This window comes from Dyella sp. OK584 (genome assembly GCF_057787755.1).
Genome location: NZ_CM173542.1, coordinates 3,138,467 through 3,153,693, shown reverse-complemented (window position 1 = coordinate 3,153,693; position 15,227 = coordinate 3,138,467). Strand labels below are relative to the sequence as shown.

Sequence of the window (15,227 nt, the reverse complement as noted above, 5' to 3'; positions counted from 1 at the left end):
GAAGCTCGTGAGAGTCGCTCATGCAAACGGCCAGGGAGCTCAAGGGCTCCCCGGCCGTCACGTGGGTTGAAACTCAAGCTTGGTTCGCTGGCGATGCAGCCCGCGCGACGTCCTGCTTCAGCAGATAGGCCGATACGGCGAGCAGCACGACGTCCTTCATCAGGAAGGGAACATTGCCGACCATCGCCGGAAAGCCGCCCGCGGACTCAGCCCAACCATTTGGCATGAACGGAATGATCGTCACGGTCAATACGAAGGTAACCACCGAGCCGGCCGCACCGAGAATGCCCAGGCGCTTGTTCCAAAAACCCGCAAGGATCAAAGCGCCAAACGTCCATTCCGCGACGCCGAGGAACCAACTGGCACCGCGGATACCGAAGACCGGATACATCCACGAAATGAGCGGGCCGTTGCTGATGAACGGAACAAGCGTCTGCGCTTCGTATTCAAACCACTTCTGATAACCGAAGAAGAAAAACATGATCACCATGGAAGTGCGGACCAGGTGGTAATCAAGATCCTTTTTGAAAAGCCCGGACTTTGCCAAAGCATGGATGAGTGAGTTCATGATCTATTCCTAAGGTGGCGTGGTGTTGTGGGTTAAGCGAAAAGCGGGATATCGACAGGCGTGTCGTTGATGCGGTTAAAGGTGTTGGTAAAGGTGGTCACGGCTATCGCCAGGCTGATGTCGACCAGGTGCGCGTCGGTGTAGCCAGCGTCTTTGATACTGGCGAAGTTTTCGTCGCTGAGGGTTCCGCTCGTGCGCACCAGGGTTCGTACAAAGCGGATCAAAGCATCACGTTTGGCGTTGCCTGTCGGTTCGCCGCTTCGAATTTGGGCCAGCGTCTCTGGCGCGAGTCCCGCGAGAAGACCCAGCATGCTGTGCGCCGTAATGCAGTAATCGCAGTTCGCTGACTCACTGACGATCAACTTGACGGTTTCCTGGTCTTGCTTGCTTAGTGAACTGGCAGCAACGACACCATCGGCTTGCAGGATGGTTTTGAGTGCAGCGGGTCTCAGTGAACCGATAGCGGCATAGCAATGGGGAACGGAACCGGCAGCTCGCTTGATTTGCTCGAAAATGGCAGCGGCGGCACCCGTCGCAGATTCAAGCGGAGGCATTTCGATGCGTGGCATGAAGGCAATCCTTCGTTGGTTGACGTGGCACCACTTTACGAAGGGCGGGCGAGCTTGTTAATGTCGTAAATGATCATATATATGCTAATTAATCTCATCGGAGATGGCCCATGGCCCCGCCTCTCGACTGGCTAAGCCGCCTGCTGGAAATGACACCGGTTCGCGGTGCGCTTGATCTGCGCTGCATGTACGGCGCGCCATGGCGCATCGACCAGGACGCTTCTGCGGCTGGCGAAATTCCCTATCACGTCGTGCTGAGTGGATCTGCCTTGCTGGAAGATCCTGAAAGCGGCGTGCCTCAGCGCCTCTCCGCCGGCGACATTCTTCTGCTTGCTGATGGCGAAGCCCATTCGCTGCACGACGGAAGTGGCAAACGTGCCCTTCCCTCACGTCAGCGCATGGCGGCCAACCTGATCTTTAGTGAAAACACCGGTGACCGCGATCGTCTGGATATGCTCTGCGGCCGATTCGCTTTTACGGCCACGCACGCACGTTTGTTGCGTGGCTATTTGCCGAGACGATTGATCGTGCGATCGACCGATCGGAATGACGCTGCGGCGAAGCCCGAAACAGGCGCAGATCTGGTGGGTTTGATGGCCCTCATGCGCATGGAATCGGGCGTCGACGTTCTTGGCGGCCGCGCCATGCTCAACGCGTTGTCGACAGCGCTATTTACCCTCACCTTGCGCTTTGCCAGCGAGTCGGGTGAGGCGCCGGTTGGACTGCTCGCTCTCGCGGGCTACCCACGCCTGGCTCCCGCGCTCGAGGCGATGTTTCATGATCCGGGGCATCCATGGACACTTCCTTCGCTCGCGAGTCTTTGCAACATGTCACGGGCGACATTCGTGCGCTTGTTCCAGGAGAAGCTCGGGCGTTCGGCCAGCGATTTGTTGACCGACGTCCGCATGACGTTGGCGTCCAGTGAGCTTCGCAAACCATCTGCTTCCACGGGCGCGGTGGCTGACATGGTCGGCTATCAATCCGAGGCGGCGTTCCAGCGGGCCTTCAAGCTTCACATGGGAGTCACGCCAGCGCGTTGGCGCCGCATGGCGGATCTCCAGACTTAGATGCAGGTGCGCGGCATCCTGTGTCGCGCTGTGTGGACCGTCCAAACCGGTGGGACATCTTTGCTCTGCTGACGGGAAAGCAGATTCGCACCTACCCATCCGCTAAGCCAGGAAAGGCGCCACCTTGGTGGCGCCCTCAGGTCCGGTTTCACTTCACCGGTGGGAAGTCGATCGCGGTGTCGTTGATGCGATTGAACACGTTGGTAAACACGGTCAGGGCGATCGCCAGGCTGATATCGACCAGTTGTGCATCGGTGTAACCGGCTGCCTTGATCTCATTGAACGCGCTGTCGCTGATCGTTCCGCTGGTCTTGACCAGGTTGCGAACGAAGCGGACCAGAGCATCCCGCTTTTCATCGCCGGTGGATTCACCGGTGCGGATCTGCTTGAGCGCGTCGGGCTTGAGGCCCGTCATCTTGCCGAGCAGGCTGTGTGCGGCCACACAGTAATCGCAACCTGCGACTTCGCTGACGGTCAGTTTGATGGTCTCCTGATCCTGCTTGCTCAGCGTGCCTGTTGCCAGGACACCGTCGGCTTGAAGAATCGCCTTCAGCGCTGCGGGACCGAGTGCACCGATGGCTGCGAACGTATTGGGAACACTTCCAGCGGCCTTTCGAATCTGGTCGTAGACCTCTGCAGTGGCGCCAGTAGCGGTATCCAGCGAGGGGGTGAGAATGCGTGACATGAGATGAATCCTTCATTGCGTTGGGGTGTGAATACTCTACGGAGAAGGAATGATCTTTTTAATGCCTTTATTTCTCACAAATATGCTCAATAGTATCAACCTGGACTCAGCGCTTGTTGCCGGCTCCAAGCCCACAATCCATGCCCCATTGCAGGCTGTCTTCCACTTTCGAGGTATGGATGCCAACCGCCTTTCCGCGCTCAATCAAGACGTCTTCACCACTCACGGATTGGCAGTGCGTCAACGCGACGCTTCTTCCGCAGGCGACATGGCGCACCAGTAATCCCCACTCAACAGTCAGCCCAGGTGGGGCGGAAGTGTGCTAATTGATCGGCCACACCGGAGCGTGCACCGGTCGGCAAGCATCCCTCTGTAAGGTCTTTGGGGTGGAAACATGCGAACAGGTCGCCCGATCATCGCGTTTGCTTTCGCACTGCTTTGCCTTTTCATGCAAGGCTGCGGCTCGCTCCCACCCAGCGAAGACAAACCGGAAACACACCACCTGCCGCCGGCCACCGATACACCATCGGCGCAATACACGCGCGCCGAGGTGGATCAGCATCAGCATCAATCCGGCTTTCGGTTACTCACCCTGAGTACCAACGCACTACTCAGTCGTGTGGATCTTGCGGACCATGCGAAGCATTCGATCGATCTGCAGTACTACATTTTTTCGAATGACATGACCGGGCACCTGATGCTGCAACATCTTCTCGCCGCAGCCGATCGCGGGGTGCGCGTTCGGATCCTTATCGATGACAACAACTTCACCGACAAGGACCACCTTTTCGAGGCGCTCAATTCGCATCCAAACCTGAAGGTGAGGCTGTTCAACCCGCTTCAGACGAGAAACCCTTCACTGCTGTCCCGCGCCACGCAATTCATGCTCGAATGGCGGCGCCTCAATCGACGCATGCACAACAAGTCGTTCATCGTCGACAACAGTGTCGCCATCATTGGCGGGCGAAATATCGGCGATGCCTACTTCGATGCCGGCAGCGACACGCACTTTCGGGATCTCGATGTCGTGGCCATCGGCCCCGTCGTTCAGCAGGCTTCCGCAGCCTTTGACAGCTACTGGAACTGCGATTCAGCGTACCCGCTTCAAAGCCTGACAAAAAAAGACGATTCCACCCAAAGCCTCGTCTTGGCGCGGCAGACACTTCAGCGCGAGGTACGGGCGTACGCACAATCGGACTATGCGCAAGCCGCATTGGACGAGCTTCCCGATGGACCCACTGCGGATCGGCGAGGAGCCTGGTTCTGGGGAGACGCCGAGCTTGTGGCCGATCAACCAGAGAAGGTCGAAACCACCCGCGACGTGCCCGAGTTGCGCATCGGACCAAAACTCAAGGCGATGATCGATGGCGCGCAGCATGAAATAGTGGCAACCACGCCCTACTTCATTCCCGGCGATGAGGGCACCAAGCATCTTTCGTCGCTCGCGCAGGGCGGCATATCGATCAAGATACTGACCAACTCACTCGCATCAACCGACGAAACCGCGGCACATGCGGGATATGTGCACTACCGTAAGGCACTGCTTGAGGGCGGCGTGAAACTCTACGAGTTGAGGCCTGCGATGGGCCAAAGCCAGGGGTCCACCTCGCTCGGAAAGTCCTCAGGCATCAGCCTGCACGCAAAGGCGATTGTCGTCGATGGCCGCCAGGCCTTTATCGGCTCACTGAACATGGATCAGCGCTCCAAGCTGCTCAATACCGAGATGGGTGTCATCGTCGACTCGCCTGGCCTGGCGCAAGCCATCACTGAATTCTTCAATACGGCGACCCTTCCTGCGAATGCCTATCAGGTGATGATCGATCCTGCGTCCCACCAACTCGTCTGGCATGCCACGGATGATGGCAAGGGTGTCACTTACCAAAGCGAGCCTGAGGCGAGCACGAAGCGCCGCACGGAGGTGTCACTCCTTCGCGTGCTGCCTATCGACAGTTTGCTTTAGGGTTCGATCGACGCCTGAGTGACCAATGACGTTGACGGATATCGAGCTGATCGCCTGATATTTCCGCACGGCTGCGCACCTGACCCGCATCGGCCACGACTTCACCACTGGCTCCACCGCCGTGAAAATCAGCGCCTTGACTTGCTCGCCTTCCCCTTGGCAGTCGCTCGTGCCGTGCTGGCGCCCTTAGCCACCTTGGCGACCTTGGCGACCTTAGAAATCGTCGTCTTCTTCGTCACCGGGGCAACAATCGGCTTGGCGCTGGGCGCGGGCAGCATGTCGATCTTTTGCTTCGTACTGGCACGCATCAAATCACAGAGCGAATTGAAACGGCAGCAGCACTCGCTGAAGCTTCCCTGCGCCGATATGAGTCCAAGCACCGCAACATGGTGCATGCCGCGCGACTTGAGCGCGGCGGCGGCACCCGCCACCTGCGGCCAGTCGAGTGTGCCTTGCCCAGCAACACGCGCAGGAATCAGCCAGTAGTCGCCGGTGGCGTAAATACCACCGGGATCAAAGCTGACCTCGACGCCGTCCTCCAGATTGATCACTTCGCCTTCGACCAAAGATACGCAGCCTTGCGCGTCGAGATTGACGTGCTGATCCCAGCGGCGCAGCAACGGGTGCTTCAAAGGGTCATTGCTGATCCCATAAGCGGTGACGTTCTTGGGAACGGCAAGCGTGACGAGTCGATTGGCCGTATCGATAGCCGTCACCTGCAGTAGTGGATAGGCGAGCTGTGCCAGTGTGTAGTCGTCATCGACAAGCTCGACCCAGTCGTTCACCACGAGTCCGAGCCGCTGGTCGCGCCCCAGGCTGGCCAACGTCACGGCCATCTGCGCACTGCCATCGCTTTGCGGCGTGCTTGCCGTCTTTGTCACGGAAAAGATGACTGAACCATTTTCCCGCGACCATTTGAAGTTGGTGCCAGTTGGCGTCGGCGTCGTGCTCGCGAGCCCGCCCTGGTGAACCTCCACGCGATAGAGCTGATTTTCGCAGCCCCGATAGTGCGCGTCCGCCGCAATAACGCAGGGATCATTATCCGACTCGACCGGGCCTAGCTGCGCCCGCATGCGAGGCCACGCATAGGCGGCACGCGCGCCAAGAATCTGGCGAAGGGGTGCACATGGGTCGTTGTTGTTTGGCGCTGCACCGGCGGCAAGACCGTTGCGCAGCTGGGCAATATCGGCGATCTGTTGCTTGATCGCGACCTTCTCCGCATCATTGGTGGCCGCCTGCAACCGCACATTGAGCGCGGCAGTGGCAACATCCAGCGGCGCGCCTTCATGATCCGTTTCGATGTCCAGCATGCGCACTTGCCATACCGTTTGCGCGCGCGTGGCGGTGTCGACGCCATTCAACGCGGTGTCGGCAACATTTGGTGCTTCCAGCGCAGAAAGATGCCGCTCCCAGACATCCAGCCATAACGCGAAACTTGCTGGCGGGTCCGTCCAGTTTCCACCGTCATCGGCAGGCGCAGGCGCGTAAGGCTGACTACCCAATGTGCACATCACATCGTTCTGGCAGAGGATGCCGTCGACATAGAAATGCCCAGCGGACAATTGCCAATCCGCCACGTGCGGCTGCAGCGTGATCGCAAAGCCGTCACCCACGGCCCAGCATGGCCCTACCAGGTCCCTGATCAGGGTATGTAGCAGATGAAGCTGGATGCTGGCCTGCTCATTCCAGTCCGCCTCCAGCAGCACCCTTCCCTGCTGCTGGAACACCTGGCTGTAATGACGTGCCGGATCGAACGTGACACGTGCGAAGTCGCCTTTCATGGTCGATCTCCTAGCTCGCGTAGAGAATGCCGGCGTCGGTATCCGCAGGCACGTATTCCTCCAACCGCAAGGCGAGGTTTGCCTCGCGCTGCGGTTCGTACAAGTCGTGGTACACGCCCATCGCCGAACCGTCCGACGCGCCACTGCGGATTTCCTCGCAGCAACTGTCGGCCAGCCGCGCATAGTTGGGCGTGGTAAAACGCAGACTGCGGAAACCTGGCACCACGCGAAGCGCCTCCTGCGGGCGCTGTGTGGCCGTCACCGCGGCGAGTGCCAAGTCGGGCTGGCAATGGAATCGCTGAGGCGTACGCGAACCCGGCGGTACGTAGCAAAAGCGGACGCAACCCCATTGCCGGCGTAGCACACGCACCGGGCTGGCGAAGATGCTGTCCTCGGCCAGGCTGACGCTGTGTGCCTGCACTTCGCCAATGATCGTGCAACGGCGAATGCTTGCGTCCACATAGGCGACCGCCTCGTCAGGCGCGCCCAGCGCCACGCGTTCGATGCCGGTGGCATCCACGACGCTGTCACACAACTGAAGAGATGGCGGCTCGCCGCGACGGGCCGGACTGATCACCGAGATGGCGCCAACAATGCTCTGCTCGATTCGCAGCGATGCGTGTGTGCTGTCCAGGGTAACGCTGGGTTCGCCGGGACGTTTCGGGTCGCAATCGCAGTGCAGGGCCCAGCCGGGAACCAGGGTGCAGTGGCGGATCACCAGTTCGCATAGATCCTGTTGCGGCTGCGCTGCACTGTCGTCACCGTCTTGTCCGTGAACTTCGACACCGCGGCCTACGATCAACAGGCCATCGAGCAATAAGCGACTACCGGCGCCACCGGTGACGCTCAACGCGTCCGGCTGGCTGGCGCGCACGTCGAGCAGGCGTAGTACTGGTCGCGTGCGCTCGGCCGCGCGCAGCTGGATCGCTTCACCCTCGGACAATTGCAGGTCGATGCTGCCTTCGTAGACGCCGCTCTCAGCCAACTCGATGATGAGCGCGCGCAGTGCAGGCTCGGCCTGTTTCGCCTTTGTCCACGCCGTGAGTGCATCGGCGATGCTGGCGTAGTGTCCCGCTGGCAGCGCTGTCTTGGCCGGGTCGCTGTCGGGCAAAGCAGTGTGGACAATATAGCGCGTGGCATTTTGCAGTTCTGGCGTGATGCGCGCGTACTCGCCGCCACCGATGTCGGCGGCAAATCCGTACTGATAGGAAACCCACACGCCGCGCTTTGGCCGCTGGTTGGCCGGAAACATCAGGCGGCCGCGCTCGGGGTCCACCGCTACGCGACCACGCGGCACCAGGTAACGCCACCCCGCGAGGTCGGCAGGCATAAGTAGTTCGCGCGGTATCGGTAGCCCCTGCCCCTTGGACGGCCAATCGGGGGCATAGATCAGCACACTCCGATCTTCACCATAGAGTGCATCGGACACGGTGAGGTAGTCGGCGTTCGGTCCGCGTTCTGCAAAACGATAGCGGCGCAGCGGCACTGGAAGGTTGATCTCCTGCGCGATGTGCGTCGCCACCGTCTCGTCCACCGGCTGCTGGAAAAGCGCCGTATCGTTGCCCAACACGCTGAAGGTGAAGCAATGCGGGCCACGCTCCTCCAGGCAGTATGCAGGCGTGGTCGTAACCGGATAACTGCGAAGGCGGAAAGCAAACACGCCTACGTCGGGGATACCGTAGCGGCCATGGCGACGGCGACTTCCCATGCGTCGCACGTCCACGCTATGCGCGAGCGAATCAAATGCACCGTTCGCCCAGCCTATGCGCTGCATGACACCTGGCTGGCGCAAGTCCGCTGTGCCACCGCGTTGTGGATGTTGGTGATCGAGGTGTTGCATCCACCCAAGCAGTCGATAGAACTCCACTGCCCGTGCGGGCCATCCAGCCGCATCGCGCGCCAGGTCTTCCAGCAATGACAGCGTGCCCTTGCGGCGGCGCGCGTCAATGGTGTTCGCCACATCGGCACGCGGTGCCAGCACGCGACCCAAGCGAGCCGTGTGAGCGCCTTCGTCAGCCAACGACGCTGCTTCCGGCAACAACTCGTAACCAAGCAGATCGCCGATATACGGCACGACCCAGTCGTCGCATGTCTCAATGAACCAGTTGTTGTACAGGCGGGTGATGTCGTGCTCAAGCACATTGGCCTGTGTCGACAACACGCGCAGGAAGTCACGCAGTGGATAGCCAAGCTCCGCGTCACGCATGCGGTAGATATCGGGCATCAGCTCGTACAGGCGATCCGGATTCGCACTCATGAGGTGACCTCCTGCAACAGCAAGGTGTCGGGCACATCGGGCAGGAAATAGGCCAGCTGCGCCGGCTGACCCACGCCGCTGGTGTCATAGCGTGCGGGCAAAACCTGTACACGCTGCGCCAGGGTGATGGGCGTAGTCGTAGCCGCTGCGTGCGACGTGATGGCAACCTCGCCGCTGCCCTTGCCGTCTCCGTCATTCGGATCGTCTGCACTGAACCCCGCAAGCAAGGTCGTCTCGTCGAGGCTTCCGAAGGCATCCACGTCAACCCAGGCGACGCCGCGCACTGACTGGATGCAGGCGACGATTTCACTCAAATAGACGTTCTGCGCCAGTGCGCGTCGTTCAAAGCCAAAACGGTCCAGCAAGGCCGCACGCACCAGCGGCTCGACCGACTCCCAAGCGTAATCCGGTGCCAGCCCGACCTTGGCGCTCAACGTAAGCGCGAGCAGTTCGCGAACGTCAAGACGAACGGGTAACCCCGGATCCCCGTATAGCTGCAGCGCCTGCAGCAGGTTGCGGTAAAGGTCGGACGTGAAATCGATTGGCGCATCCGCCGCACCGGCAATAGTCACCAACACCTGTGCCCCGAGCTTGATGGACGCAGCCTTGTCGACGCCGCCGAACGTTCGCGCGAAATCGGCGTAATCCGTGACCGATACCAGTCGATCCAGCGCGAGCACCGCCAAAGGCACGTTGCGTCGCGCCTGGTCACGTGTCTCCGCATCGGCGCCACCGGAGGCACGCAGCGGATTGATGACTTGCTTGACGCCCAGCGGCTTGGTGGCCAACAGGCTGATTTGCTGGGCATCCACATTACCCGGCGTGCCGATGCCGTTGCGGTAGACAGCGGTGACGTTCTCGACACCGGTGGGAAGGCGCGCACCATGAATGCCATCGCCAAAGGTGACGCTGGTCTTTCCGTTGTCGTCGGTTGCTGTCACAAAGTCGCGATCGCCATCACCGGCAAAGGCGAGGTTGCGTACCTCATGCCATTGCACGCCATTGACCCTGACGGTGAGCGTGCTCTGCACGCCGTCGACCGTTGCGGCAGACACATAGGTGAGTGGCGATTGCTTGAGCCCGAATACCTGCATCGGTGTGGCGCCATTGGCGCTGCCGAGCACTTCGTTGCGCGTTTCGCCGTGAGTGGCACGGACGACGTTGGCGTAGATCTTTACGCTACTTCGCACATAGGCAAAGGCAAGGCCCTGGTTGGCGAGCACAAGCGTGCTGTGCACAGTATCGCCCGACAGTTGCGCATTCACGCCCTGCTCCACCGCGGCAAGCATCACCAGTTCGGCAGCGGTCACTGCATCAGTGCCCGGCACATCGGCGCGCTGTCCCTCGACGATGACCCAGCGCCCTGCCTTGAGCCCATCCACTGCCGTATCGAGCGTCAGGCGCGTGGCGCTGTCGGCGGGAATACTTGGGGCGGCAATGTTGCCCACGGTGTCACTGATGACCTGATCGGCCAGCAGCAACGGCTCGCTTTGCGCGAACACCTGGGTACCGCGCAGCTTGGTGATGGTTGATTCGCTACTGAGATCCCAAAGCGAACCGTCAGCGCTTTTGACCAGGGCAATCTCAGTAGATTTGCCACTAATGCCGTACGCCGTGCGCGGATGCACCCGCACACTTCGGGCCTGCGCCACGAACGGAAGCTGCTGATCGCTCCGCTGCGGCTGGATCAAAAGGTAGCTGTCCACTGCCACACCATCGTAGGCATTATCCAGCTGCACGACATCGATCGTTTCGTTGGGCGGCCAGTCGTTGCCTGGTGCCGAAATGAAGGGAATGGCAGCCTTGGTCGCTGCATCCGGATTAACCTTCATCACCATGGGGAACACCGCGTTGTACCCGAACATCGGCGCGGTGAGGCGCAACGCAAATACGCCACTAAGCGCCGGGGATGGCACACCGTGCGGTATGCGGGTCCACGAGCCATAGAAGGTATCGATCAGCCGTGCTTCGAAGTTCAGCAACAACTGCGGGCGCACGTCGCTGGCGACACTCAGCGCGGTAGCGGCGTTGCGCGGCAGTAGCAGGTTGTTCGCTGGCTGTACGGTCGGGCTCAGCTTCAAGGCACTAAATAGTGCCGAGAACGGCACGTGGAAGCCTCCGCCTGGTGCTGACGTGGCACCGAACGCGGCATTTACCGCAGCAGCGAAAACAGCGATAGGTGGAGGCCCCGCTGGCGGCGCGTCGTTCCCGAACGGCGGCCGCATGAGGTCGCCATAGCTGTCGCCGTGGTCGCCACCGAAGAGTAAAAGCTTGCGGACCCAGGTGAGCGCCTCGAGCCAGTTGTCATGGTTTGGGCCGGCGCTTGATGCGTACAGTGCATCGATACCCACTGTTGCCGCATCAATAATCTTCAACGAGATCGGATCCAGCGGCTGCAGCTCGATCCTGCTGCGATTGCTCTGCTGCTGCATATCTACCGATTGCACCAGCCGAGTAGCCTGCACACCGGTGGCAAGGTCGCCAAACAGGAACAACAGGCGATCGCCCTGCTTGAGGTTACTGCTGGTGCCTGCGATGCATAGCTCGCCCAGGCTAGCGATCGTATCCACCGTGATGTTTTGTGGCTGGGTCAACCGTGGCTGCAACGCATTCCATTCGCTGCGTGCGTCAAGCGGCTCGGCGGTTTCAAATGTCTGCATCTGCTCGCCGGGCGCCGGTATCGATTGCGCCTTGGCGCCCTTGGGAATCGTTACTGGCGATGAGTTGTCGTCGATGGTGTAGGCCAGGTACACGCTGGCCGCAACGCCTGGCCGCAGGCGGTAGTCCAGCAATCGCCCGAGCTGCAGCACCGAGTAACGCTCTGTGGCCGTGCGCAGGTAGCCTTCGTTGGCGATGCGCTCCTGATAGAAGCTGAGCACATCGGCACCCACCGCCCACGCGTCGAGCAAAGCCATCGACGCATCGTCCAGCAGGCGGGTGCGCAACCCAGCCAATGCCGGCAAAGCGGCATCGCTCAGGTCCATCTGCATGGTGGCGAGGAAATCCTCGTAGGTGCCGACGCGATAGGCAAGGCTATCCAAGCCCGGACGGTTGTAGAGGGAGCGCGGTGTGCGCGCACTGACGCCGCATCCACAGGCGCAGGCATGTTGACCGCAGGCGCTGCAGCAGCTCATCGTCCACCTCCCATCGCAAACGCGATGCTGCCGTGGTCGGGATGGTCCGGATCGTTGTCCCCTTGCGCGATCTCGGCTGCAGCCAGATGCAGCACGCCGTCATCAGGAACGTCGCCCGACTTGCCGCCTTCCATCCGTGTCAGCGTGCGCAATTCAACGTGAGCCACGCCCGTAATCGCTTGTGCCTCGGCCATCAATGCGCTTGCCTTGACCGACTCACCGAGCAGCAAGCGATCCGGATGAAAGAATCCCGGCGTGCCATCGCTGCGCAAGTCGGCCGTGAAACGGTCAAGCAGTTCTGCGTGCACATGGGCCACCAGGAAATCCGGCAACACGCAGACGAACAGTTCGATCAGAAGCGGCACATATCGCGCGCCCTGCACAGCGATGTCGTGACCGATGCGTCGATAAGGCTGGAGATCGGCCTTGATGCGATGGGCGAGCGCGGCGGGAAGGTTCTCGCGACCCAGCGGGTCAACCACCACATCCGCCTCATACCAGCTGCCATTCCATGCCAGTGAGCAAGTTGCGCCCTGTAGCGCCGGCTCGCGTTGGGCGAACATGGCGTAGTCATCGGCGATGATCGCGCGTAGCGGATTTGCGCGAAACGCACCGGGCGCATACAGCTTCACTTCGGCCAGGCTTTCCGGCGCCGTGCCACCACTGGCTGGCAAGGGATTGCGGGGCGTGAGATCGGGTGGCGGAACCCCGTCCTTCAATGCCAGCCATACGATGCTCTCGCGACCGACGTTACCCACGGTGCCGTTGCCGAGGCGCGACGAGGCGCGGAAGAAATCACCGGCCTGCGGCTGTTGGCCGAGCACGCCGTCACCAAAGCGCAAATTCGCGGCGCCATCGTCATCGATTTCGACGACAACATGGCGATCGCTCGGGACGCTTTCCAACAGGTCCTGACGTGTGTCCCAGCGCCACTGATCTTCTGGCGTGCCGCTCACGAGGACATCGCCCAATGCGCCGCCGTAAATGCGTAGCTGCGGCAAGGCGGCACGCGGATCACGCACAAGCAGCTGGCATACCGGCGCGTTCGCGTTTCCAGGCAGAGGCTCGGCCCAGGTCAGCGGCACGCCTGGCAGCACATGACCCGTGTCGCTCGGCGGTCGCAGCACGTCTTGCACGGCGTCCTCGCAGCGACAGCAGCCGTACTGCGTGGCGCCGGGAACCAGCCAGCAATCTTCGGCGAGCGCCATGCAACGCGGGCAGGCATCCGGCATCGCGGCGAGTGCATTGCCAAGGCCGGGATAGGTGGCATTGTCGATACTGTCCGCCGGTGTGCAGATGGCATCACATTGGCATTGCCCCGGTACGTGATCGCCGTGATCGACCAGCAACACATTGCCTCGCGCAAGACTGACATCGTGCAGCCATGAACAATCGGGCGATGGCCTGCGTACCGACAGGCACAGGTCGAACGGCAGTGCGTCGCAAGAATCCCAACTCACTTGCAGCAGCAGGCTGCCATCGAGCGGATCAACCAGCTCTTGTATCGCCGTCAGTCGCACGGCATGGCGATGGTCTGGATTCGCATCAGCCGGATTGCCGGTCGCGGCACCCAACACTTCCTCGAAGATCAGCAAGTCGCCCACCTGCAACTTCAGCACGCGCTGCGGCGCGACGACCATGGCAGCGCTTGTGGCCGTAGTCGCCGGAGACGGCGAGTTGCCCGCCTTTGCTCCGCCGGCTGCCACAGGCGCTGCCGGATCCGGCGGCGTTTCCGGTGATGGAGGTACTGCAGGAACCGAAAGCGGCGGCCATGGCGCATCGACCAGCACGGCCTGCGTGCTGCCACGCGGCAGACAGCACAGTTCGTTGCCCCAGGTGTAAAGACGAATGGCGCTATGCGCACCGATCACCGTGATGGTGGTGGCACCGTCCAGTGGCATCGGCTCGAACACCAGCGCGCCTTGCGCCCGCGCGGCGGCCAGCTGCGCGGCATTGATCACGCCGGCCTTGGCGTCCGCTTGCCCTGCGGGCGGTACCAGCAGCAAAAGATTGTCGAGGTCGAGCGTGGATTCACCGGCTGGCAGCGACAAGGCCACCAGCGCGCGCGCATTGCAGCCTTCATGCATGCGGTAATCCACCAGCCTCGCGTGCCGGCGCACGGAGATGCGCCGCCGAGCCGTGGCCAGGTAAGCCTCAGTGGCTACGGCATCCTGGTAATAGCTGAGATAGTCAGCGGTATAGGCCAGCGTTTCGACCAGGGCTATGCCGATGTCGGGCACATGGCGCTCCTGCCATGCCGGCACATTGAGCGCCATGCGATCGAGGAACAGCTGGCGGAAGCTTCCGTAATCCTTGGCGAGATAGTTGATTTCCGGTGGCGGCACTGGCGCCACGACGCAGGGCACTTCCGTCGCGCAGTCAAAGTCCTTCGCGCAATCGAGCCGGAAACGCAGCGTGACGCAGGCATAGCGAGGGTCAAAGCCAGGATAGGCAACCCAGCTTGCCACGTCGTTGCCGGAGGATGCATCGACCAGGCACAGGCAATAGGCAGTGTGATCACCTTCGCGATCCAGCACCACGCGCAGACAGACGTCATCGTGCAACTCGGGCTCCTGCTCCTCATTGACGCTGAGCACGCGCAAGCCTGTGATGCGATCGCCGCCACTGAGGCGCACGTTGGAGACGCCGATGTCCGATGGCACCTCGCCGAACAGATGAACGCACAGCGTCACGCCGTCATCGCCCACTTCGACATAGTCGATGCCGTTGAGTTTCCCCGAAAGACGCAGGCGCTCGCGACGCGCTTCGTCGCTGCAGGCTGGCAACAGCATGCAGCCAATTGGGCCGTAATTCGCGGCGCTGCCCGCGGTGCTCATGGCGTACTCCGCGTGAAACTGTCGCTACGCGCGTCGCCTGTGGCGAGCACGATGTAACTGAGGTCCACCTGCAGGGTCGAGTCGTTACTGGTGACTTGCAATGCGTTGACGCTGATGACGTCGCCGAGGTAACGCTGCAATGCCGCCTGCAGCGTGAACTGCAGTGCGGCGGCAATCTCGGGGCTGTTCGGCGCAAACACCATCTGCAGCAGGCCGCTGCCGAAATCCGGGCGGTTCACGCGCTCGCCAGGGTTGGTAAAGAGCAGCTGCTCGATCATGTCGCGCACGTGGTCGTCGTTGTCTGTCGACGCGGTGCGGCCACGACGGTCGAAGTGATAGGGAAAATCGATGTTCATCGCGGTGTCCATG

11 protein-coding genes are annotated in these 15,227 nt (G+C 61.3%); 3 read left to right on the top strand and 8 right to left on the bottom strand.

Annotation, left to right across the window (positions count from 1 at the left end; genetic code table 11):
- Positions 1–73: 73 nt before the first annotated feature.
- Positions 74–568, bottom strand: a complete 495-nt coding sequence (locus AC3CBN_RS14190) for a YkgB family protein (protein ID WP_488633659.1) — start codon at positions 566–568, stop codon at positions 74–76.
- Between the two features lie 32 nt (positions 569–600).
- Positions 601–1,137, bottom strand: coding sequence for a carboxymuconolactone decarboxylase family protein (locus AC3CBN_RS14185; protein WP_488633658.1), 537 nt, complete (start codon positions 1,135–1,137; stop codon positions 601–603).
- Between the two features lie 110 nt (positions 1,138–1,247).
- Between AC3CBN_RS14185 and AC3CBN_RS14180 the strand changes: the two genes are divergently transcribed.
- A complete protein-coding gene (locus AC3CBN_RS14180; RefSeq protein WP_488633657.1) occupies positions 1,248–2,204 on the top strand; it encodes an AraC family transcriptional regulator in 957 nt (318 codons plus the stop codon).
- 148 nt (positions 2,205–2,352) lie between these two features.
- Here AC3CBN_RS14180 and AC3CBN_RS14175 read toward each other — a convergent pair whose 3' ends face one another.
- Positions 2,353–2,889: a carboxymuconolactone decarboxylase family protein gene (locus AC3CBN_RS14175; protein WP_488633656.1), complete on the bottom strand. Its 537-nt coding sequence runs from the start codon at positions 2,887–2,889 to the stop codon at positions 2,353–2,355.
- 49 nt (positions 2,890–2,938) lie between these two features.
- On the opposite strand from AC3CBN_RS14175, the gene AC3CBN_RS14170 reads away from it, so the two are divergent.
- Positions 2,939–3,172 (top strand): hypothetical protein, encoded by a 234-nt coding sequence (locus AC3CBN_RS14170; protein WP_488633655.1) that lies wholly within the window; start codon positions 2,939–2,941, stop codon positions 3,170–3,172.
- A gap of 399 nt (positions 3,173–3,571) precedes the next feature.
- Entirely contained in the window at positions 3,572–4,849 is a 1,278-nt protein-coding gene (locus tag AC3CBN_RS14165) for a phospholipase D family protein (protein WP_488633654.1), read from the top strand.
- 128 nt (positions 4,850–4,977) lie between these two features.
- On the opposite strand, the gene AC3CBN_RS14160 is transcribed toward AC3CBN_RS14165, so the two are convergent.
- The 5 genes from AC3CBN_RS14160 to AC3CBN_RS14140 are packed head-to-tail and all read right to left on the bottom strand — an operon-like array spanning position 4,978 to position 15,226.
- Positions 4,978–6,630, bottom strand: a complete 1,653-nt coding sequence (locus AC3CBN_RS14160) for a DUF6519 domain-containing protein (protein ID WP_488633653.1) — start codon at positions 6,628–6,630, stop codon at positions 4,978–4,980.
- A 10-nt stretch (positions 6,631–6,640) separates the two neighbouring features.
- A complete protein-coding gene (locus tag AC3CBN_RS14155) occupies positions 6,641–8,887 on the bottom strand; it encodes a hypothetical protein (RefSeq protein WP_488633652.1) in 2,247 nt (748 codons plus the stop codon).
- Positions 8,884–12,021: a putative baseplate assembly protein gene (locus tag AC3CBN_RS14150; protein WP_488633651.1), complete on the bottom strand. Its 3,138-nt coding sequence runs from the start codon at positions 12,019–12,021 to the stop codon at positions 8,884–8,886. Before AC3CBN_RS14150 ends, AC3CBN_RS14155 begins: the two co-directional genes overlap by 4 nt.
- Positions 12,018–14,858, bottom strand: coding sequence for a putative baseplate assembly protein (locus AC3CBN_RS14145; RefSeq protein WP_488633650.1), 2,841 nt, complete (start codon positions 14,856–14,858; stop codon positions 12,018–12,020). The genes AC3CBN_RS14150 and AC3CBN_RS14145 overlap by 4 nt, the downstream gene beginning before the upstream one ends.
- Positions 14,855–15,226: a GPW/gp25 family protein gene (locus AC3CBN_RS14140; protein WP_488633649.1), complete on the bottom strand. Its 372-nt coding sequence runs from the start codon at positions 15,224–15,226 to the stop codon at positions 14,855–14,857. Before AC3CBN_RS14140 ends, AC3CBN_RS14145 begins: the two co-directional genes overlap by 4 nt.
- Between the last annotated feature and the right edge of the window lies 1 nt (position 15,227).

Excerpts from the sequence above, each read along its gene's own strand:
- AC3CBN_RS14160 (WP_488633653.1), bottom strand. The coding sequence starts at position 6,630 with ATGAAAGGCGACTTCGCACGTGTCACGTTCGATCCGGCACGTCATTAC.
- AC3CBN_RS14190 (WP_488633659.1), bottom strand. The coding sequence starts at position 568 with ATGAACTCACTCATCCATGCTTTGGCAAAGTCCGGGCTTTTCAAAAAG.
- AC3CBN_RS14165 (WP_488633654.1), top strand. The coding sequence starts at position 3,572 with ATGACCGGGCACCTGATGCTGCAACATCTTCTCGCCGCAGCCGATCGC.
- AC3CBN_RS14140 (WP_488633649.1), bottom strand. The coding sequence starts at position 15,226 with ATGGACACCGCGATGAACATCGATTTTCCCTATCACTTCGACCGTCGT.
- AC3CBN_RS14145 (WP_488633650.1), bottom strand. The coding sequence starts at position 14,858 with ATGAGCACCGCGGGCAGCGCCGCGAATTACGGCCCAATTGGCTGCATG.
- AC3CBN_RS14155 (WP_488633652.1), bottom strand. The coding sequence starts at position 8,887 with ATGAGTGCGAATCCGGATCGCCTGTACGAGCTGATGCCCGATATCTAC.
- AC3CBN_RS14170 (WP_488633655.1), top strand. The coding sequence starts at position 2,939 with ATGATCTTTTTAATGCCTTTATTTCTCACAAATATGCTCAATAGTATC.
- AC3CBN_RS14175 (WP_488633656.1), bottom strand. The coding sequence starts at position 2,889 with ATGTCACGCATTCTCACCCCCTCGCTGGATACCGCTACTGGCGCCACT.
- AC3CBN_RS14150 (WP_488633651.1), bottom strand. The coding sequence starts at position 12,021 with ATGAGCTGCTGCAGCGCCTGCGGTCAACATGCCTGCGCCTGTGGATGC.
- AC3CBN_RS14185 (WP_488633658.1), bottom strand. The coding sequence starts at position 1,137 with ATGCCACGCATCGAAATGCCTCCGCTTGAATCTGCGACGGGTGCCGCC.
- AC3CBN_RS14180 (WP_488633657.1), top strand. The coding sequence starts at position 1,248 with ATGGCCCCGCCTCTCGACTGGCTAAGCCGCCTGCTGGAAATGACACCG.